Genomic DNA, 18,862 nt, shown 5'->3' with positions numbered 1-18,862 from the left:
TCATCTGCAAATTCACCCAAAAACAGTCACTTAACAAACAACTTTAGTCGTAATTCAAAATTTTATTGTTTGTCACTCATTAAATTGCAATGTATACGTAGAAGTCGTTAAAAAATGTAATAACTATTATTAGAAGAGCTTATGTCAAACCAACATCAATATTTCGGCCATCCTCGTGGCTTGTTCTTATTGTTCGGTACTGAACTGTGGGAACGCTTTTCTTACTACGCAATGCGCGCCATTCTAGTACTTTACCTTACAGATACAACGATGAATGGCGGCCTTGGCTGGTCAACCAAAGACGCACTAGACCTATACGGTATTTATACTGGTCTTGTGTATATCACACCTCTCATCGGAGGTTACTTAGCGGATAACTATCTAGGTCAACGCCGTTCAATTTTGCTTGGTGGCGCGTTAATGGCTATCGGCCAGTTTACACTCGCACTTCCTGCTGACGCTCTGGGTATTGGTTCGCTACACAGTTTCTATTTAGGTCTTGGTCTGCTTATCACTGGTAACGGCCTCTTTAAGCCGAATATCTCAACCATGGTTGGCGATTTATATAAAGAGGGTGACAACCGTCGTGACGGCGCATTCACTATCTTTTATATGGGTATCAACTTAGGTGCATTACTCGCCGGCGTCGTTTCTGGCTCTGTGACAACCTCTTACGGTTGGAAAGCAGGCTTTGTGGCCGCTGGTGTGGGTATGCTGGTTAGCCTAGTGATGCAAATGGTACTGGCTCAATCATGGCTTGGTGATATTGGCCGCGAACCGGCGGCGAAACGAGATCTAAACAACAAAAACGCCACCACGAAGCAGCCACTCACGAAAGAAGAAGTAAACCGACTAAAAGTAATTTTGGTCATGAGCTTATTCACTATCGTCTTCTGGGCTGGCTTTGAGCAGGCCGGTGGCCTAATGAACATCTACACTCAACAATATACTGATCGTATGATTGGTGGCTTTGAAGTACCTGCTGCGTGGTTCCAATCGCTAAACCCATTTTTCATTATTACCCTAGCACCAGTTCTGGCGGTCCTTTGGGTAAAACTGGGTAAACGCGAACCTACGTCGCCAGTGAAATTTGCGATGGCACTATTTTTCTTGGCAATTGGCTTCCTATGTATGGTTGGCGCTGTGCTAGAACAAGGTGGAGACACAACGGTAAAAACATCAATGTTGTGGCTGGTGGGTGCTTTCTTCTTCCACACCTTGGGCGAACTGTGTTTATCTCCAATTGGTCTTTCACTGGTAACCAAGTTAGCACCGCTTCGCTTAGCTTCACTCATGATGGGTGCATGGTTTGGCTGTAATGCGATTGCAAACTACGTTGCGGGCTATGTGGGATCTCACGTAGGAGAGTTGGGCGCAATGGCTATCTTTAGTGGCATTGCAGTCAGCGCTACAGTAAGTGGTGTCATCCTACTTCTGTTCTCGAATACGCTCGTTCGCTGGATGCATGGTGCAGAGAATACTCACAGCACAGCAGAACAAGTCGAAGAGCAGCAAGTACAAGTCGCTTAATCGCTCTACAAAAAAGGGTCGCTTTTGCGACCCTTTTTTGTACCTAAAGCTTAGAGTAAACTAACTCAGCCATCATTTCTATATGAAGCTCACTATCGTTCAAACAAGGAATGTAGGTAAAGCTTTCTCCACCTGCTTCAAGGAAGATCTCTTTACACTCTTCCGAGATCTCTTCCAACGTTTCTAAACAATCCGAAGAGAATGCTGGTGTCACTACATTGATATTTTTTACCTCTTTTGCAGGAAGTGCCTCTAGAGTTTTATCGGTATAGGGCTGTAACCACTCTTCTCGGCCAAATCGAGACTGATACGTCATACCTATCTGTTGCTCGTTTAACCCTAACGCTTCAGCGAGTAAGCGAGTCGTCTCTTCACAGTGCTGAGGGTAAACATCTCCATTATCAGCGTAACGTTTTGGAATACCGTGATAAGAACATAGCAAGTAGTCTCCCTTACCATACTCTTGCCAATGTTCACGAACTGAATGCGCTAACGCTTCAATGTATTTCGGGTGATTGTAGTAATCCCGAATAAAGCTAAAGCCCGGCATCACGGGCAGGTTTTTAAACGCTTTAGTGATTCCGTCAGAAACCGCTGCCGTTGTTGTGCCCGAGTATTGCGGATACAAAGGTAAAACGATGACTTCCTCTACCCCTTGGGCCAACAGCGCTTCAAAACCTGATTGCAAACTTGGATTTCCATAAGTCATGCCAAGTTCGACTGGCATATCAAGCTTTTGAGCCAACTTTTCTGTTTGACGCTTAGAGTACACCATCAGTGGCGAGCCCTCTTCCATCCAAACTGATTGGTAGAGTTTAGCAACCTTGGGAGCTCGGATTGGAAGGATAACGCCGTGCAATAGCGGACACCAAAGCCATCGAGTCATGTCTACCACTCGGTGATCATGAAGAAACTGACTTAAAAAGCGCTTTACGGCAGGAGCGGTTGGTGCGTCAGGAGTACCCAGGTTCACTAGGAGTACACCCTGTTTATTATTCTCTTTCATAACATCCTATTCATGGTAAACGGCTTGGTTCATATACTTAAATAGCCTCACGGCGCTGCATCGCTGACACTTGAAGTCATTTAGATATATGTTTACGAGTAAACTAAAAAAAGCGACCACTTGGGTCGCTTTCAATATATCAAAATATTAATTTTTTGACTTCAGCAAATTAAGAGAGTGCTTTCTCGATATCTGCACTAACTTCAGCTACTTGCTTAGTACCATCAAACTTAAGGTACTTAGTGTTGCCTGCTTCAGCTTCTTTACCGTAGTAGTTGATTAGTGGTGCAGTTTGCTCGTGGTAAACACCTAGACGTGCACGTACTGTTTCTTCTTTGTCGTCATCACGAACAACAAGATCTTCACCAGTTACGTCATCTTTACCTTCCACTTTAGGTGGGTTGTAAACAACGTGGTAAGTACGACCAGAAGGAAGGTGAGCACGACGACCTGCCATACGCTCAACAATCACATCATCTGCAACGTCAAATTCGATAACGTAGTCTACATCAACGCCCATTTCTTTTAGGCCGTCAGCTTGAGGAATAGTACGTGGGAAACCATCCAGTAGGAAACCGTTCGCACAGTCTTCTTGAGCGATACGCTCTTTGATAAGTCCAAGGATGATTTCATCAGAAACTAGCTGACCAGCGTCGATAACAGCTTTAGCTTGTTTACCAAGCTCTGTACCTGCTTTGATAGCAGCACGAAGCATATCACCAGTAGAGATTTGTGGAATACCGTATTTTTCCATGATGAAGTTTGCTTGTGTGCCTTTACCTGCACCTGGAGCACCTAGAAGAATGATGCGCATGATTTATCCTCTTTAATATTTAAGATTTATACCGAAGCTCACAATAGCTGGGCTTCTTAGACATCAAACCCGAGAAGCACTCGCAACGATAAGTTTCGGTATAACGTATATAGGCGAGCAAAAATACACGCCTTATTACTCACATTCAAGTCGCAGATTCTATCACAGGTTCGCCGCGCAAAGAGTGTATTAAGACTAAAGAATGTTAACGATACCCTCTTTCACGCCCTATTGATTATTAACTCAACACCTGAGATGCAAAATTTTGCGACAACAAACAAAAAGCTCGCGAAATGCGAGCTTTTTGATGTACTGAGGTTATTACACCTTAGTCAAAAGTTTATTAACAGCTCCTAAGAACTCAGTTGGGTCCTCAATTGAGCCTCGCTCTGCAAGCATTGCTTGACCAAGCAGGACTTCTACCCAACGACCAAATGCCTCTTCATCCGCTTCGTCAGCCATGCGCTTAACCAGCTCGTGCTCAGGGTTTAGCTCAAAGATGTACTTCACTTCTGGCACTGCCTGACCCGCCGCTGCAAGAAGCTTCGCCATTTGAGTGCCCATTTCGTAATCGTCCGTTACCACAACAGCAGGTGTAGACGCGAGTTTAAAGGTCGTACGAACTTCTTTCACACGATCGCCTAGGTAAGACTTCGTGCGTTCTACAACCGACTTAAACTCTTCTTCAGTTTCTTTCTGCTTCTCTTTTTCTGCTTCATCTTCAAACTGACTTAGATCGAGCCCAGCTTTTGTGATTGACTGGAACTGCTTGCCGTCAAACTCCGTTAAGTAGTTCATCAGCCACTCATCAATGCGGTCGTACATCAAGATAACTTCAATGCCTTTCGCTTTGAACTGCTCTAAGTGAGGGCTGTTTTTCGCAGCTGCATAGCTGTCTGCCGTCAAGTAGTAGATTTTATCTTGACCTTCTTTCATGCGCTCAACGTAAGCAGCTAGACCCACGGTTTGCTCCGCAGAATCCACTTCAGTTGAAGCAAAGCGCAATAGGCCTGCAACTTTCTCTTTGTTTGCGAAGTCTTCTGCCGGACCCTCTTTCATCACAAGGCCAAACTCTTTCCAGAATGATTGGTATTTCTCTTCATCATTCTTAGCCATGCGCTCTAGCATCGTTAGCACACGCTTAGTACAAGCATTACGTAGAGACTGAGTCACTTTGTTGTCTTGTAAGATCTCACGCGATACGTTGAGTGGCAGATCATTGGAGTCTATTAAACCACGTACAAAACGTAGGTAAGACGGCATGAACTGCTCTGCATCGTCCATAATGAACACGCGTTGTACGTATAGTTTCAAACCTGATTTGTGGTCGCGGTTCATCATATCCCATGGCGCTTTAGATGGGATGTAAAGCAAGCTCGTGTAATCGTTTTTACCTTCTACACGGTTATGGCTCCAAACCAATGGATCAGCAAAGTCATGTGATACGTGCTTGTAGAACTCTTGATACTCTTCATCTGAGATATCCGATTTATTACGCGTCCACAGAGCTTGAGCTTTGTTGATTTGCTCCCACTTCTTCTCATCCGTTTCTTTGCCTTCGTCATCGCGAACAACAGTTTGGATGGAAACTGGGATGCCAATGTGATCCGAGTACTTGCTGATCACATCACGTAGACGCCATTCATTTAGGAATTCTTTACCTTCTTCACGCATATGAAGAATGATGTCAGTACCACGCGATTCTTTAGTGATGTTTTCGATGGTGTACTCACCTTCACCGGCTGAGTGCCATTGTACTGCTTCATCAGCGGCTAGGCCCGCAGCACGAGTGCGTACGGTGACGGCATCAGCAACGATAAACGCCGAGTAGAAACCAACACCAAACTGACCAATAAGCTGAGAGTCTTTGCTCTGCTCTTCAGACAGCTTTGAGAAAAACTCCGCGGTCCCGGATTTTGCGATCGTACCTAGGTGCTCGATCACATCATCGCGGCTCATACCGATACCGTTATCAGAAATGGTTAAGGTATTTGCGCTTTCATCAAACGACAGTTTCACGCAAAGGTCTGCATTACCTTCATATAAGTCTGGGTTAGATAGCGCTTGGAAGCGCAGCTTGTCCGATGCATCTGATGCGTTAGAAATCAGCTCGCGCAAAAAGATCTCTTTATTTGAATAAAGAGAATGGATCATTAAATGCAGTAGTTGTTTTACTTCTGATTGAAAACCACGAGTTTCTTTGTTTTGAGATACGGTTTCGCTCATGTGTGCTCCATAACATCTAAACTAATTGGCTTTTTCATGGAGATAAGTTTGTGACTTTCCCCTTGAAATTACCTTACTGAGATGTCATTTAACATGTGGCTGACAAATGTAAATTCAAGGTCAATATTGCTAAAAACGGTGTTTTTTTAGAAAAATTTAATTATCCTACCAGCCTAAAAGCATCTAAAATGTCGTGCGCACTCCATGCGCTTCGGTAATTTTGTGACATAAATCACTATAATTACAACATCATCCATCTAAGAAGAACTAAATGACTAACATCGGCACCAAATTTCTACTTGCTCAAAGGTTCACCTTTGATCCAAATAGTAATTCGCTCGCTGACCAACAAAACGGCAACGACGTTGTACGATTAGGAAGCAACGAAAGCCGTATACTTCTGATGTTGGCAGAGAGACCAAACGAAGTTTTAACCCGTAACGAGCTTCACGAGTTTGTTTGGCGTGAGCAAGGTTTTGAGGTGGATGACTCAAGCCTGACTCAAGCGATCTCTACTCTGCGTAAGATGTTGAAGGACTCAACAAAATCTCCAGAGTTTGTTAAAACGGTTCCTAAACGCGGTTATCAACTCATTTGTTCAGTGGAACGCTTAAGCCCATTATCTGCTGACTCTAATACTGACGTTGAAGAAGCCACTTCTGAAAATGAAGCGCACGCTGCGGAAATAGAAACAAGTGACGCGCCGTCAACAGAAGCGGCGGCAGACACCACGACTGAAGTAGAGCCTCAAGTAGAACTACCTAAGGCACAGCCAAAACCAGCAGCTAACACTAATAACTGGCTGCCGCGTATGATCGTTCTTTTGTCTCTACTGCTTCCTATTTGTGTATTGCTATTCACCAATCCTGCAGAATCCCAATTCCGTCAGATTGGTGAGTATCAAAATGTACCTGTGATGACGCCAGTGAACCACCCGCAAATCAATAGTTGGTTGCCGTCCATTGAGCAGTGCATTGAACGCTACGTAAAATACCATGCAGAAGATTCAATGCCGGTAGAAGTGATTGCTACAGGTGGCCAGAACAATCAGCTGATTCTGAACTACATTCATGACAGTCAACATTCATATGAGAACGTGACATTGCGTATTTTCGCTGGTCAAAATGACCCAACCGATATCTGTAAATAAGGAGGCCAGAATGAAGATAAAATTAGCATCTGCGGTTTTGGCCGTATCCGTTCTTTTCAGTGGTTGGTTATATTGGGGTAGCGACCTAAAAGTGGAACAGGTCCTCACTGCCAATGAGTGGCAGTCAACCATGGTGACGGTCATTACAGACAGCTTGCCTGACGATCCTGTCGGCCCACTGCGTCGTGTTAATGTTGAATCAAATGTGAAATATCTCCCTAATGGAGACTATATTCGCGTAGCAAATATCAAACTATTCGCTCAAGGTTCAACGGCAGAATCCACGATTAATATCTCGGAAAAAGGGCGCTGGGAAGTCAGTGACAACTATTTGTTGGTTTCGCCTTCTGAGTTTAAAGATATTTCATCTTCTCAATCAAAAGACTTCTCCGAAGCACAGCTACGTTTGATCACTCAAATCTTTAAGCTTGATGCCGAGCAAAGTCGCCGTATTGATGTCGTGAACGAAAAAACGCTATTGCTCACTAGCTTGAACCACGGTTCTTCGGTGCTGTTTAAAAACTAACTTTGATTTGATAATAAGGGGGCAAGACGCCCCCTTTATTTTGCTTATGGATTGGCTAGATACCCTCACCCTCTTTTTCGGCTCACTTATCGCCAATACTCTGGCTTCGCTTTCTGGCGGCGGTGCAGGCTTACTTCAATTCCCTTTGCTCATCTTTCTCGGCTTGCCATTCTCGGTTGCACTGGGGACACATAAAGTGGCTTCCGTCGCTTTAGGCTTAGGGGCAGCAAGCACACACTTAAAAGCAGGCACAATTAAATGGAAGATAGCGCTCTACCTTATAGTCTCTGGCAGCATTGGCGTAGTCTTAGGGGCGAACCTAATTGTCCAAATACCTGATGGTATGGCGGAAAAAATGCTAGGGAGCATGATTCTCGCGCTCGGCATCTATTCACGGTTTAAGAAATCGTTAGGCCAAGAAGAAATAATACGTAACCGTCACCCAATCGGTTGGGTCATCGGCGGTGTCGGACTAATGCTCATCGGTATCATCAACGGGTCGCTGACCGCAGGTTCTGGTCTGCTCGTGACACTATTTTTAGTGCGCTGGTTTGGGTATAACTATAAACAAGCCGTTGCTTACACCATGATTTGCGTCGGGTTGTTTTGGAATGGCATTGGAGGCATTGCCGTCGTCCAAGCTGGCGCTCCGATACATTGGGCTTGGTTGCCTGTTTTATTGTTAAGCTCATTTCTAGGCGGCAGTTTAGGCGCATGGGCCGCGACTCGATACAGCAACCGAGTGATTAAAATTGCATTCGAAATTCTCACGTTTGCCGTGGGCATCAAGTTGCTAGTTTAAACCGATTAAAAGGAAAGTTTCATGGATAAAGCAATCATTGATATTTATTACTGCCGCCAATGCAACTGGATGTTGCGTTCAACTTGGCTATCGCAAGAACTACTGCATACTTTTAGCGAAGAAATAGAAACGATCAGCTTACACCCAGATACGGGTGGTCGCTTCGAAATTTTCTGCAATGGCCAGCAAATTTGGGAACGGAAAAAAGACAGCGGCTTTCCTGAAGCAAAGGTGCTAAAACAGCGCGTAAGAGACATTATCGACCCAGAACGCGATTTAGGACATTCAGACACAAAATAGGGAGCAATTCGCTCCCTATATTTTTACTTAGTAAAACCGTTAAATCATGGTTTGTGCTAAGACTTCGCCTTCTGGCGTTTTTACCGTTAGCGTATTGTCTTCTAAAGTACCAAAGCTTCTTGGTAAACCATTACGTGGAAATGTCATCGAGCCTGGGTTAAAAATAATGACCCCATCTTGCATCTCTGCGACAGGAACATGCGTATGACCGTGGGCGATGATATCACCTTCACGCAGTGGCGGCCGTTTTTCAGAGTTGTACAAGTGACCATGAGTCAAAAAGATTCTCTTACCAGATTCAAGTAGCACCCACGAGTAATCCATCATCATTGGAAACTTCAATAGCATTTGGTCCACTTCACTATCGCAGTTACCACGCACAGAAATAATTTGATCACTGTATTGGTTCAGTAGCTCCGCCACCTGCGGTGGGTTGTAACCTTCTGGAATCGGGTTTCTTGGCCCGTGGTTTAGCGTATCCCCCAACAAAATCAGGTGCTCCGCACCAGAGGCTAAAAATAGCTCAATAGTTTCTTTAGTTGCTGGCAAAGAGCCATGCAGATCTGAGGCAAAAAATAGTTCCACGACATCGTCTCCTCACAAAGTACGAGGTCATTCTACGGCATTTTTATGACAGCTCAACCAACGACTACTGATAACGCAATGATTCAATGACCATAGGCAAAATATAGAACCATGCGGCATACGCAGTTCCAACCAACACCAGTATCCAAAACACCATCGACATAAATTTTGACTTAGCTAGGTGGTGCAGCGGGTCTGGCTCTCCGCATCCTGGACATGCGTGAGCGCGCTTTGAGATTTGTTTCTCACACACAGGGCAAGAGACTAAAGGCATGATACAAATTCCTCGACAATAGACTTAGGGCGCAAAGAATAATGGTGAACTAACACATATGCAACCTAACATATATTAAATATTTTAGTTCTTTGTAACAGTCGCTGACTTGAGAAAAAATGCGTTGATTTTTCATTTATATCAACCCATTACACTTCTTCTCGCACCATGCCATTGATGACAATATTGTTATAACTCACCATGCCAATGACCTCCCCATCTTCAATGACCGGAGCTCGGCTAATGCCAAATCGTTCAAATAGGCGCGCACAATATTTCACATTCATATCAGGGTCGACACACAAAGCGGGCTTGGTCATGATTTCATAAATATTCGTGCGCTGTGGAGAGCGATTATTCGCCAGCACCTTTTTGGCAATATCATTCATCAAGACGATGCCATATTCATCGTTGTCATCTCGCTTTTTCACCACCAGCGCTTTGACTTGGTATTTTTTAGCCAACGTTATGCCTTCATAAACTGTCATTAGCCCATCAACCATGACATAAGTAGCCGCCATTACATCTCGAACTCTAATTATCGTTTGACTGCTCATAACTCATCCTCGACCACTTTGGTCAACGTCTCTACTTGATGCGCGACACCGACTGCATCCTCAATATCGATCTGAATAGCAATGCCCTGCCCCGACTCTCGGTCGAACTCACCAACTTCATTGATGGTTTCTAATATGTGTCGAGAAAGGTGCTCCTCAACGACAAACAGCAGCACATCTTTTTGTACTTCCAGCGTTAAGCCAAAAAACGTTCGCTTTTGATTTAAGCCTTGTCCACGAGCGTTATTAATCACTGTCGCACCAGTCGCGCCAGCTTCGCGAGCAGCGTCCAGTACCTTGTCTGTTTTGCTGTCTTCAACAAACGCAAGTATCAATTTAAAGCGCATTTTCTTCGTCCTCCGAGACATCTTTATTCAGCCATTGGGTTATTTGCGCATAGCCCATCACAGAGATCATAGGAAACAGACTGGCAAAAGCGATCAAGCCAAAGCCATCAATCATTGGGTTTCTTCCTGGGACGGTAGAAGCAAGCCCCAGCCCTAGTGCGGTTACAAGCGGAACAGTGACAGTAGAAGTCGTGACGCCTCCAGAATCGTAGGCGAGCGGAACAATAAGCTTTGGCGCATAAAACGTTTGAATCACAACCACGATGTAACCCGCGATGATGTAATAGTGAATAGGGTCACCGACAACAATCCGATAGCTCCCTAGCGCGATGCCAATGGCCACCCCAAATGCAACAGCCACGCGTAAGCCGTTAATACTGATACTGCCACCAGAAACTTGGTTTGCTTTTATCGCTACAGCGATTAGAGAAGGCTCAGCAATCGTGGTACTAAAACCGATAAAAAAGGCGAAGGTATACACCCAATAGTAGTCGACCCACACTAAGGCTTTTCCCACAGAGACTTTAAACTCTTGTAAAAATTCCGGCGCTGTCAGCTGCACGGCCATGGTCTCTCCGAGCGGAAACAGAGCCATTTCTAATCCGAGCAAAAAAAGAGCGAGCCCAAGAATCACATAAACAAACCCGAGCAAAACCCTCTTAAGGTTGTTAACTGGACGCCTTAACACCGCTAACTGAAAACCAAAAATAATGCTGGCGATGGGAATGACATCTCGAACGGTCGATAATAAAGTGTCTAGGAAATGTTCAATTGAAATCATGTTACGACCATTCCGTAAACCATCACAAACATCATCGGTAGCAGCGAGGCAAAAGCGATCAAACCAAAACCATCCACCATGGGGTTGCGCCCTTTAATCGCCGATGCTAAACCAACCCCTAGTGCAGTGACCAAAGGCACGGTGATAGTCGACGTCGTCACACCTCCAGAATCATAAGCAACGCCAATAATGGCTTCCGGTGCAAACCACGTCAGGACTACAACGCCGACGTAGCCGCCGATGATCATGTAATGAATTGGCCACCCTTTTAAGATGCGCAGAACGCCAATAACGATGGCGATCCCCACAGAAAGAGCCACCGTTACTCGTAGCCCTTGTCCATAATCCTGCATGGATTGCTCTGAGTTTGTGATCATCCCTCCTTCTGCCGCAACTTCTGATGCTTCTTCTGCTACGGCCGTTAATGCAGGCTCGGCGATCGTGGTGCCAAAGCCTAGACAAAACGCAAAAACTAACAACCAGAATACGCTGCCTTTTTTTGCAAAGGCTTGAGCCATACTCTCTCCGATAGGAAAAAGACCAAGCTCTAGACCAAAAATAAAAAACGTTAACCCTAAAACTACAAGCAATAAGCCAAAAAGAATGGAGATGAGATTAGGAAGTGGCTCTTGCAAAACAACTAATTGAAAAAAAGTGATAACAACAACGATGGGTAGCAGATCGCGAGCACTATTAAGGAGCGCTCGAAAAAGAGCAACAAATGCTTCCATACCTATCCTCCTTGATGGTGCAAACTGATTACGCTTGTTCCGGTAGCGATGTTTTTAGTCTGGCATAGATTTAGTTCTCCTACCGTGAACGAATTAGCGCCATGCATAACATTTAGTTACATTTTTTCAATATGTGAAGTCAGTAGCCTCGCTACAGGCTTGCCACTATCCTAGAAATAATAGTGTTGAGATGATCAAGCTCAGCACAAAACGACTATAATGTTCTAATACGTGTACATTCAAAGAGATAACATGAAGATATTACTCACAGGTGGCACTGGGTTTATTGGTTCGGAGTTGCTCAAGCTGCTATCCACTCACCAAGTTATGCTACTTACACGCTCTCCAGAGCATGCAAAACAACACCTCCAACACGCTGATTTGGGTAATATCGAATACCTTGACTCGCTTGAGTCATTCGCCGATCTCAATCACATTGATGCCATAATTAATCTTGCGGGTGAGCCTATCGCAGATAAAAGATGGACCAGCGAGCAGAAAGAAAAAATCTGCAAAAGTCGCTGGAAAATTACCGAACAAATCGTTGAGCTGATCCACGCCAGCACAGAACCTCCCGCTGTTTTTATTAGTGGCTCCGCCGTTGGTTACTATGGCGATCAACAAGACCATCCGTTTGATGAGTGCCTGCATGTTAACAGTGAAGACTTTCCTCACGAGGTTTGTGCAAAGTGGGAGCAAATAGCCAAACGCGCAGAGTCTGAACAAACACGTGTTTGTCTATTGCGAACTGGCGTAGTACTCGGCCTTAATGGCGGGGCTTTGGCGAAAATGCTCTTACCTTACAAACTTGGCGTAGGCGGCCCGCTCGGGAACGGTAACCAGTACATGCCTTGGATTCATATTCTGGATATGGTCCGCGCCATCATGTACTTGCTTGAAACACCACATGCCCACGGTGCGTTCAATATGTGCGCACCTCACCCTGTGACTAACCGTATCTTTAGCGGCACGTTGGCAAAAACGCTCAAACGACCACATATCTTGTTCACGCCTAAATGGGCAATGGAACTCCTAATGGGTGAATCTTCCTGCTTATTGTTCGATAGCATGAGAGCAAAACCCAAAAAGCTCACCGAACTTGGCTTCAAATTTAGCTACTCCAGAATAGAGCCAGCACTCAAGCACTTGCTTCATGACCGGAGCTGATGAATGATGACCTCATTCAATGTTTCTTGAGGCTTAATTTATGAAAAAGTCGATTCTTATTACGGGTTGCTCAACCGGTATCGGTTACGTGTGCGCTCACGCCCTGCAAAACGAGGGATTTCATGTCATAGCATCTTGTAGGAAAGAGCAAGATGCCCAACGTCTAATTAATGAAGGGCTAACCTGCATCAAGCTAGACCTAAACAGCCCTGAAAGTATTTCTTCGGGCGTGAAGCAAGCATTAGAGCTAGCAGAGGGTAAGCTTTATGCCGTGTTCAATAATGGTGCCTATGGCCAGCCCGGTGCATTGGAAGACTTGCCCACCGAGGCTCTTCAAGCTCAATTTCAGACCAACTTTTTTGGTTGGCACCAGTTAGTCAGAGAAGTGCTTCCTCACATGCGCATACAAGGCGAAGGACGGATAATACAAAACAGTTCTGTTCTTGGCTTTGCTGCAATGAAATACCGCGGCGCCTACAATGCGTCAAAGTTTGCCCTAGAAGGCTGGACTGACACACTACGGCTAGAGCTTGCGGATACGAATATCAAAGTGGCATTGATAGAACCTGGGCCTATCGAAACTCAATTTAGAAACAATGCATTAAAAGCCTTCGAGAAGTGGATTGATATTGAATCCAGCCCTCACCGCCTCGCCTATGAAGGACAAAGAGAGCGACTCAACAAAGACAAATCTAATAATCGATTTGTTTTACCTGCAGAGTCCTGCGTCGCACCTGTTCTTCATGCATTAACTAGCGCTTCACCTAAAATTCGCTATCGAATTACTACGCCGACTAAATTATTCGCAATCTTGAAAAGGTTATTACCAACCCGTGTGCTTGATAAAATTTTGCGACAAGCTGCATAAAAAAGTTTTGTCACAATGTAATTTCATCGTAACAATGTGATGTCATTATGAGCATGTAGGTTAAAAAACCTCAAGCAAACGAATCAATTTCTACGCAATTCAGTGAGCACTATTCAACCTAAAGTGAATGAGTTGCTTAGATTTGGTATCGCCACCCATTACGTTTTGTAGCAATGTTTTTACTACTGCGAGGCAACAATGACATTAAATCAGCTTAACTGGCTTAGTGTGGGTGTAGTGTTGACCATGTTCATCCTATTTTGATACCGCACTAACAAATAGCATTAGAACTGCGCTGCTTCGGCAGCGTTTTCTTTTTGCCTTACACCTATTCAGCAGTAACACTATTCTCTTACCGCATCCTTTCACAAAATAGAATGATTCATTATTGATGACGATTAGCAACCATCGCTTGAATTTCCCTTAAATCAACTCCATATCTATTATCAACGACAAGACACAAAGCAAGGATACTCTGATGCAATCCCCATTTATCGTTGAGATAACAGAACAGAACTTTCGCGAAACTCTTGAAGGATCAATGAACACGCCCGTTTTGATCCACTTTTGGGCCAATGCTCAACCAGAAAGCGCACAGATACTCCCTGAGTTGCAATCTCTTGCTCAACAGTACAACGGTGCATTTACGCTTGCTTTATTAAATTGTGAAGATCAGCCGGCTCTAGCGTCTCAATTTGGTGTGCAAGTATTGCCAACTATCGCGCTGTTTATAAATGGTCAAGCCGTCGATGGATTGGGTGGCCCTCAGCCAATTGATGCCATTGCAACCATGCTACAAAAGCATTTGCCAAGCCCAGATGAACAGCTATTAAAGCAAGTCAGTGAACTTCTTCAGAAAGGTGAACATGCTCAGGCTTTAAGCATCATCCACACTTTGCCGCCAGAACTGCAAGAGCGTGGCGATGTGAAACTCGCGATGGCTGATTGTTTATTAGAAACCAAACAATTTGATGTCGCCCAAGAGCTACTGAACGCTATCCCTCTTGAGTATCAAGATAACTACTACAAGAGTCTAATAGCCAAGCTCGAGCTGCATTTGCAGGCTGCAGATAGCCCTGAGTTACAACGACTAGAACAAGCATACGCAGCAGACATGGCAAACTTCGAACTTGCTTGTGAACTGGCGGTACAGTACAACCAAGTGGGTCGTGATGAAGAAGCGCTGGAACTGCTGTGGAATATTCTTAAAAAAGACTTGGGCGCCCAAGACGGTGAAGTGAAGAAGACTTTTATGGATATTCTCAGCGCGCTAGGTCAAGGCAACGCATTAGCAAGCAAATATCGCCGTCAGCTGTATTCGATTCTGTACTAACTCGCTGAAAAGCGAAACTTCAACTAAAGGCCGGATATTCCGGCCTTTGTTATATAAAAAACCAATAACCTCTTAAGGTTCTCAGAACTTCAATTGTCTATTGTCTATAAATAGGTAAAAATGAATCGGACATTATGCACTTAAGGGAATAACTCATGCCAATTGATTCACTGATTACCATCGGTATTTTCGTCGTTCTTGCTGTAGTTATCTTATCTTCAGCCATTAAGACGGTGCCACAAGGAAATAACTGGACAGTCGAACGCTTCGGACGCTACACCCATACGCTAAAACCCGGCTTAAACTTGATCATCCCATTTGTTGATAAGATAGGGCAAAAAGTCAACATGATGGAGCGCGTTCTTGATATTCCAGCGCAAGAAGTTATTTCAAAAGACAACGCTAACGTAGTTATTGATGCCGTCGGATTTGTTCAAGTCATCGATGCTGCCAAAGCCGCTTATGAAGTCAACGATTTGGAACATGCCATTAGAAATTTAACTCTCACCAATATCCGCACTGTTTTAGGCTCAATGGAGTTGGACGAAATGCTGAGTCAGCGTGACATGATCAACTCCAAGCTGCTGGCAATTGTTGACCAAGCCACCAACCCATGGGGTGTAAAAGTCACACGAATTGAAATAAAAGATGTACAGCCACCATCCGATCTAACGGCGGCGATGAATGCTCAAATGAAAGCCGAGCGAAATAAACGTGCGGAGATTCTCGAAGCAGAAGGGGTACGCCAAGCTGAAATTTTAAAGGCTGAAGGTCATAAGCAATCGGAGATATTAAAAGCTGAGGGCGAAAAGCAGTCTGCTATTCTCCATGCTGAAGCTCGTGAACGCGCCGCACAAGCAGAAGCAAAAGCGACTTATATGGTTTCTGAAGCGATTGCCAAAGGCGATATGCAAGCCGTCAATTACTTCATTGCTCAGGGCTATACCGAAGCGATCAAAAGCATTGGTCAAGCTGAAAACGGCAAAATCATTATGCTTCCATTAGAAGCGACCGGACTAATGGGCTCGGTTGCAGGGATAGCAGAGATGTTTAAACAACAAGATAAAGAATAACTTATGGACTTTTTCAGTTTGCTGGAAGGCGTCTCTTTCTGGCATTGGCTAGCCTTCGGTTTTGCACTTCTAGCGGTAGAACTACTTGGGACTGCGGGATATTTTCTCTGGCTCGGAGTTTCTGCACTTATCGTTGGGGCACTAATGACCGTTTTGCCAATGAGCTGGCAATTACAATGGCTTTGCTTTGCAAGTTTCAGCTTAATCACCACTTGGTTATGGTGGCGACGACAATGGTCTCAAGACAAAAAAGAAGACCAAGAAAGAGATCTGAACCAAAAGTATAAGCAGTTAATCGGACGCACACTTACCATTGAAGAGGACTTTTCTGTTGGGCTCAATCGTATCAAGGTTGCCGATACCACGTGGTCGGCACAGTCGGATCAAGCACTTCCAGCAGGAACGCGCGTTAAAATAAAAGATATCGATGGTATTATTTTAATCATTGAGCCTGATTCTAAGTAATTTATGCCAAAGTAATGGGGCATAACTATGCTCCATTACTTTAATCTAAACAACCGCTTTCATTTCATTGATTTAATTAAAATCGAACAAAAAATAAGTAGCAGAAATATTATTAATATCCTACCCTCTTCTTCCAATTATTTAATTCTTCATCATACGATAATCAATAAGATAGAAATATATCGATATAAATTATCTTTCTAAATTTATTTTAAAAAATAAAACTTTATTGAATTATTTTTTGATCTTTTTGCCCCCCCATACATACTTAACGCATAAGCATTTAAGTTGAATGCTTTTTATTTGGTAAGTAAGAGGATGTACTATGAAGAAACTTCTCTTTTTAATGTTATGCGGTATCTTTTCTTTTTCTTCCTTTGCCTACACCAACGGAAATGGTGGTACAACTAATTTAGGACCGATAGTCGAATGTAAATTGCCCAGTGGTGATGTCACTAATATTCCAAGTGAAATGTGTCGATTTAGAGGCGGGGAATGGAACTAATATAGAAGTCAGTAGTTAGTTCAATATTAAGAAACTATTGATACCTTACTTTTCAGTAAAGTCATTATTTATCCAAGCAAGTAGATATTCAATGTCTACATTAAGGTGATGATTATGAAATTTTTAGCTGGTCTATTGATAGCATGTTTTGCCCTAGCTCCATTAACTACTCATGCTAATGGTGCTTCAGGTGGCCGTACGCTAGCCCCAGAGATAAAGTGTGAGTTACCAAACGGTAACGTGCATATGCTACCGCCGTTATATTGCAAAATATATGATGGTCGAGAAGTAAAATAAAAAAAGGAGCCTAGCGGCTCCTTTTTATCATCTCACTAAGTATTAGTGGAAGCTGTAAGGGATAAGAACTTGTAGACGTAGGTCTGTTTCATCCGCATCACCAGCACCAGCGTACTCATCACGCTCTAGGATTGTACCGTGTAGACGGATCGTAGAACCTTTCAGTGCACCACTCTGTAGAGAGTAAGATACTGTCGCGTTAACTGCGTATTCACTTTCGTAATCCCAGTCACCTGATGCACCGCTTGCTGCAGAATCAGCTCCAGTACCGTAACCAAAGCCTAGGTAGTAGTTCCAGCCGTTACCTTGGTTGTAAGATAGACGGTTGTACCACGCTAGCTCACCCGCTTTGTTCCAGTCAGACAGTGCATCCCACCACTGAGACCAAGTACCGTTGTTCATACCGTAAGTATGAATTGTACGTGGAACGAAGTCAGCACGGTTGTCTGTGTCTGTGTAGCGTAGCTCAGACATCCAAGCTAGCTTGCCGAAAGATTGATTCAAAGATAGACCAGTGTGGAAACCTAGACCATCGTATTTCACATCATCGTCAACACCGTAGAAATCAAATGCTAGAGTTGTACGGTCACTCACAGTGTACTTCAAGTAAGCCTTGTAAGAAGTGTTGTCCGTTTCGTTGTGGTAGCTAGTTACTTGACCTGCACCCCAGTCGATACCATTTGCATATTGAACGCCAGTCGCTTGACCCAAACCAAGTTGCATAAACAAGCTGTCAGTTAGGTTACCGTTTAGGCCTAGAGAGTGTAGGTAGCTCCATGAAGTGTCAGACCAAAGCGCTGGCGCGTAGTCATCTTCGTGAAGTAGCCAAGGTGCTGTAAATTGGTCTGCACCAAAGTAGCTTAGGTTGAAATCACCTAATTTAGCGTTCAATTCGAAACCACGGTAAGTACCAGGTACGAAACTCCAAACGTTACCAATAGTACCGTTACCACCCGCTTGTAGCATACCAAAGCGCGCGTTGAAGCTTTCGTTTGCTTTGAACTTCAGTGCTGCTTTGTAAACTTTAAGCTGTTGACCATCACCTGCACCCCAGTCTAGGTTGTTACAAGTTGAAATTTCATTACATAGGTAGCCTTCGTTTGAATTGTAAAGGCTATCGTTGTAAAGGTCGCCAGAATAGTAAGCCGCAACATCTGCACCAACCCAACCATCGTGGTAGCCAGAAGTAAAGTCTAAAATTGCGTTGTAAGAAGAGTAGTTTAGACGACTCCAACGGTCACCGTTTTCACCGCCAGGCTTACCTGTTGTACGAGTACGAGAACGAGTATCAACTAGAAATAATGCATTAAGACTAGAGTCTTGCATAAATTCGTTCACTTTCTCTACGTACTCGCCACCTGCTGCACTTTCAGTAGACGCTGTAGCTGGAGCAACAGCAACAACACCAAACATTGCTGCGGTTAACGCTGAAACCTTAAAAAATTTGTCCATGGAAAAACTCCTAAAAATGGATATAGCTGTATTTTTCTATCTCACCTTTAGTTGGCCGCCGAAGGAGAGAAGT

Annotated in this window: 21 protein-coding genes; 11 read left to right on the top strand and 10 right to left on the bottom strand. The window is 44.1% G+C overall.

Annotation, left to right across the window (positions count from 1 at the left end):
• Positions 1-141: 141 nt before the first annotated feature.
• Positions 142-1,530 (top strand): peptide MFS transporter, encoded by a 1,389-nt coding sequence (locus tag L3V32_RS01415; protein ID WP_104969167.1) that lies wholly within the window; start codon positions 142-144, stop codon positions 1,528-1,530.
• Positions 1,531-1,573: 43 nt separating this feature from the next.
• Here the strand turns inward: L3V32_RS01415 and hemH are convergent, their stop codons facing one another.
• From hemH to htpG, 3 genes are all read right to left on the bottom strand, one after another.
• Positions 1,574-2,536 carry a ferrochelatase gene (gene hemH, locus L3V32_RS01410; RefSeq protein ID WP_237283685.1) on the bottom strand — a complete coding sequence of 321 codons (963 nt, stop codon included), beginning with the start codon at positions 2,534-2,536 and terminating at the stop codon, positions 1,574-1,576.
• A 169-nt stretch (positions 2,537-2,705) separates the two neighbouring features.
• Positions 2,706-3,350, bottom strand: coding sequence for an adenylate kinase (gene adk, locus L3V32_RS01405; RefSeq protein ID WP_005393061.1), 645 nt, complete (start codon positions 3,348-3,350; stop codon positions 2,706-2,708).
• 321 nt (positions 3,351-3,671) lie between these two features.
• The gene (gene htpG / locus L3V32_RS01400) at positions 3,672-5,576 is read right to left on the bottom strand and encodes a molecular chaperone HtpG (RefSeq protein WP_005393063.1); all 1,905 of its coding nucleotides are present in this window, start codon (positions 5,574-5,576) and stop codon (positions 3,672-3,674) included.
• A 271-nt stretch (positions 5,577-5,847) separates the two neighbouring features.
• Here htpG and L3V32_RS01395 point away from each other — a divergent pair, with 271 nt between their 5' ends.
• Genes L3V32_RS01395 through L3V32_RS01380 form a run of 4 tightly spaced genes read left to right on the top strand, consistent with a single transcriptional unit; the run spans position 5,848 to position 8,354 of the window.
• Positions 5,848-6,726 carry a transcriptional regulator gene (locus L3V32_RS01395; protein ID WP_005393065.1) on the top strand — a complete coding sequence of 293 codons (879 nt, stop codon included), beginning with the start codon at positions 5,848-5,850 and terminating at the stop codon, positions 6,724-6,726.
• Positions 6,727-6,736: 10 nt separating this feature from the next.
• Positions 6,737-7,252 (top strand): transmembrane regulator ToxS, encoded by a 516-nt coding sequence (gene toxS / locus L3V32_RS01390; RefSeq protein ID WP_005393067.1) that lies wholly within the window; start codon positions 6,737-6,739, stop codon positions 7,250-7,252.
• 46 nt (positions 7,253-7,298) lie between these two features.
• A complete protein-coding gene (locus tag L3V32_RS01385) occupies positions 7,299-8,054 on the top strand; it encodes a sulfite exporter TauE/SafE family protein (RefSeq protein ID WP_005393069.1) in 756 nt (251 codons plus the stop codon).
• Positions 8,055-8,075: 21 nt separating this feature from the next.
• Entirely contained in the window at positions 8,076-8,354 is a 279-nt protein-coding gene (locus L3V32_RS01380; protein ID WP_005382088.1) for a SelT/SelW/SelH family protein, read from the top strand.
• A gap of 39 nt (positions 8,355-8,393) precedes the next feature.
• On the opposite strand, the gene yfcE is transcribed toward L3V32_RS01380, so the two are convergent.
• The 6 genes from yfcE to L3V32_RS01350 all read right to left on the bottom strand — a co-directional run bounded on the left by yfcE (position 8,394) and on the right by L3V32_RS01350 (position 11,629).
• Positions 8,394-8,939, bottom strand: a complete 546-nt coding sequence (yfcE, locus tag L3V32_RS01375) for a phosphodiesterase (protein ID WP_237283684.1) — start codon at positions 8,937-8,939, stop codon at positions 8,394-8,396.
• 64 nt (positions 8,940-9,003) lie between these two features.
• Positions 9,004-9,213, bottom strand: coding sequence for a hypothetical protein (locus L3V32_RS01370; protein ID WP_005393073.1), 210 nt, complete (start codon positions 9,211-9,213; stop codon positions 9,004-9,006).
• Positions 9,214-9,362: 149 nt separating this feature from the next.
• Positions 9,363-9,770, bottom strand: a complete 408-nt coding sequence (locus L3V32_RS01365; RefSeq protein WP_005393075.1) for a CBS domain-containing protein — start codon at positions 9,768-9,770, stop codon at positions 9,363-9,365.
• Positions 9,767-10,117 (bottom strand): P-II family nitrogen regulator, encoded by a 351-nt coding sequence (locus L3V32_RS01360; RefSeq protein WP_005393077.1) that lies wholly within the window; start codon positions 10,115-10,117, stop codon positions 9,767-9,769. Before L3V32_RS01360 ends, L3V32_RS01365 begins: the two co-directional genes overlap by 4 nt.
• Positions 10,107-10,898, bottom strand: coding sequence for a DUF1538 domain-containing protein (locus L3V32_RS01355; RefSeq protein ID WP_005393079.1), 792 nt, complete (start codon positions 10,896-10,898; stop codon positions 10,107-10,109). Before L3V32_RS01355 ends, L3V32_RS01360 begins: the two co-directional genes overlap by 11 nt.
• Entirely contained in the window at positions 10,895-11,629 is a 735-nt protein-coding gene (locus L3V32_RS01350; RefSeq protein ID WP_046874270.1) for a DUF1538 domain-containing protein, read from the bottom strand. The genes L3V32_RS01355 and L3V32_RS01350 overlap by 4 nt, the downstream gene beginning before the upstream one ends.
• A 252-nt stretch (positions 11,630-11,881) precedes the next feature.
• Between L3V32_RS01350 and L3V32_RS01345 the strand changes: the two genes are divergently transcribed.
• The 6 genes from L3V32_RS01345 to L3V32_RS01320 all read left to right on the top strand — a co-directional run bounded on the left by L3V32_RS01345 (position 11,882) and on the right by L3V32_RS01320 (position 17,040).
• Positions 11,882-12,796, top strand: a complete 915-nt coding sequence (locus tag L3V32_RS01345; protein ID WP_046874271.1) for a TIGR01777 family oxidoreductase — start codon at positions 11,882-11,884, stop codon at positions 12,794-12,796.
• Positions 12,797-12,836: 40 nt separating this feature from the next.
• Complete coding sequence (locus tag L3V32_RS01340; RefSeq protein WP_152812686.1) at positions 12,837-13,664, top strand: SDR family oxidoreductase; 828 nt, start codon at positions 12,837-12,839, stop codon at positions 13,662-13,664.
• Positions 13,665-14,142: 478 nt separating this feature from the next.
• The gene (locus tag L3V32_RS01335) at positions 14,143-14,997 is read left to right on the top strand and encodes a co-chaperone YbbN (RefSeq protein WP_237283683.1); all 855 of its coding nucleotides are present in this window, start codon (positions 14,143-14,145) and stop codon (positions 14,995-14,997) included.
• A 155-nt stretch (positions 14,998-15,152) separates the two neighbouring features.
• Positions 15,153-16,070 carry an SPFH domain-containing protein gene (locus L3V32_RS01330; RefSeq protein ID WP_005393087.1) on the top strand — a complete coding sequence of 306 codons (918 nt, stop codon included), beginning with the start codon at positions 15,153-15,155 and terminating at the stop codon, positions 16,068-16,070.
• 3 nt (positions 16,071-16,073) lie between these two features.
• Positions 16,074-16,535, top strand: a complete 462-nt coding sequence (locus L3V32_RS01325) for an NfeD family protein (RefSeq protein ID WP_005393089.1) — start codon at positions 16,074-16,076, stop codon at positions 16,533-16,535.
• Positions 16,536-16,860: 325 nt separating this feature from the next.
• Complete coding sequence (locus L3V32_RS01320) at positions 16,861-17,040, top strand: hypothetical protein (RefSeq protein ID WP_074191004.1); 180 nt, start codon at positions 16,861-16,863, stop codon at positions 17,038-17,040.
• A 339-nt stretch (positions 17,041-17,379) separates the two neighbouring features.
• Here L3V32_RS01320 and L3V32_RS01315 read toward each other — a convergent pair whose 3' ends face one another.
• Positions 17,380-18,789: a hypothetical protein gene (locus L3V32_RS01315; protein ID WP_006742721.1), complete on the bottom strand. Its 1,410-nt coding sequence runs from the start codon at positions 18,787-18,789 to the stop codon at positions 17,380-17,382.
• Positions 18,790-18,862 lie beyond the last annotated feature (73 nt).

The sequence above is a fragment of the Vibrio sp. J2-4 genome (assembly GCF_021728155.1).
Taxonomy (GTDB): domain Bacteria; phylum Pseudomonadota; class Gammaproteobacteria; order Enterobacterales; family Vibrionaceae; genus Vibrio; species Vibrio diabolicus.
This window is presented reverse-complemented; position numbering and strand designations above follow the sequence as displayed.

Bases quoted from the DNA above. Each gene is read 5' to 3' on its own strand.
- L3V32_RS01415 (WP_104969167.1), top strand. From the start codon at position 142: ATGTCAAACCAACATCAATATTTCGGCCATCCTCGTGGCTTGTTCTTA.
- hemH (WP_237283685.1), bottom strand. From the start codon at position 2,536: ATGAAAGAGAATAATAAACAGGGTGTACTCCTAGTGAACCTGGGTACT.
- adk (WP_005393061.1), bottom strand. From the start codon at position 3,350: ATGCGCATCATTCTTCTAGGTGCTCCAGGTGCAGGTAAAGGCACACAA.
- htpG (WP_005393063.1), bottom strand. From the start codon at position 5,576: ATGAGCGAAACCGTATCTCAAAACAAAGAAACTCGTGGTTTTCAATCA.
- L3V32_RS01395 (WP_005393065.1), top strand. From the start codon at position 5,848: ATGACTAACATCGGCACCAAATTTCTACTTGCTCAAAGGTTCACCTTT.
- toxS (WP_005393067.1), top strand. From the start codon at position 6,737: ATGAAGATAAAATTAGCATCTGCGGTTTTGGCCGTATCCGTTCTTTTC.
- L3V32_RS01385 (WP_005393069.1), top strand. From the start codon at position 7,299: ATGGATTGGCTAGATACCCTCACCCTCTTTTTCGGCTCACTTATCGCC.
- L3V32_RS01380 (WP_005382088.1), top strand. From the start codon at position 8,076: ATGGATAAAGCAATCATTGATATTTATTACTGCCGCCAATGCAACTGG.
- L3V32_RS01370 (WP_005393073.1), bottom strand. From the start codon at position 9,213: ATGCCTTTAGTCTCTTGCCCTGTGTGTGAGAAACAAATCTCAAAGCGC.
- L3V32_RS01365 (WP_005393075.1), bottom strand. From the start codon at position 9,770: ATGAGCAGTCAAACGATAATTAGAGTTCGAGATGTAATGGCGGCTACT.
- L3V32_RS01360 (WP_005393077.1), bottom strand. From the start codon at position 10,117: ATGCGCTTTAAATTGATACTTGCGTTTGTTGAAGACAGCAAAACAGAC.
- L3V32_RS01355 (WP_005393079.1), bottom strand. From the start codon at position 10,898: ATGATTTCAATTGAACATTTCCTAGACACTTTATTATCGACCGTTCGA.
- L3V32_RS01350 (WP_046874270.1), bottom strand. From the start codon at position 11,629: ATGGAAGCATTTGTTGCTCTTTTTCGAGCGCTCCTTAATAGTGCTCGC.
- L3V32_RS01345 (WP_046874271.1), top strand. From the start codon at position 11,882: ATGAAGATATTACTCACAGGTGGCACTGGGTTTATTGGTTCGGAGTTG.
- L3V32_RS01340 (WP_152812686.1), top strand. From the start codon at position 12,837: ATGAAAAAGTCGATTCTTATTACGGGTTGCTCAACCGGTATCGGTTAC.
- L3V32_RS01335 (WP_237283683.1), top strand. From the start codon at position 14,143: ATGCAATCCCCATTTATCGTTGAGATAACAGAACAGAACTTTCGCGAA.
- L3V32_RS01330 (WP_005393087.1), top strand. From the start codon at position 15,153: ATGCCAATTGATTCACTGATTACCATCGGTATTTTCGTCGTTCTTGCT.
- L3V32_RS01325 (WP_005393089.1), top strand. From the start codon at position 16,074: ATGGACTTTTTCAGTTTGCTGGAAGGCGTCTCTTTCTGGCATTGGCTA.
- L3V32_RS01320 (WP_074191004.1), top strand. From the start codon at position 16,861: ATGAAGAAACTTCTCTTTTTAATGTTATGCGGTATCTTTTCTTTTTCT.
- L3V32_RS01315 (WP_006742721.1), bottom strand. From the start codon at position 18,789: ATGGACAAATTTTTTAAGGTTTCAGCGTTAACCGCAGCAATGTTTGGT.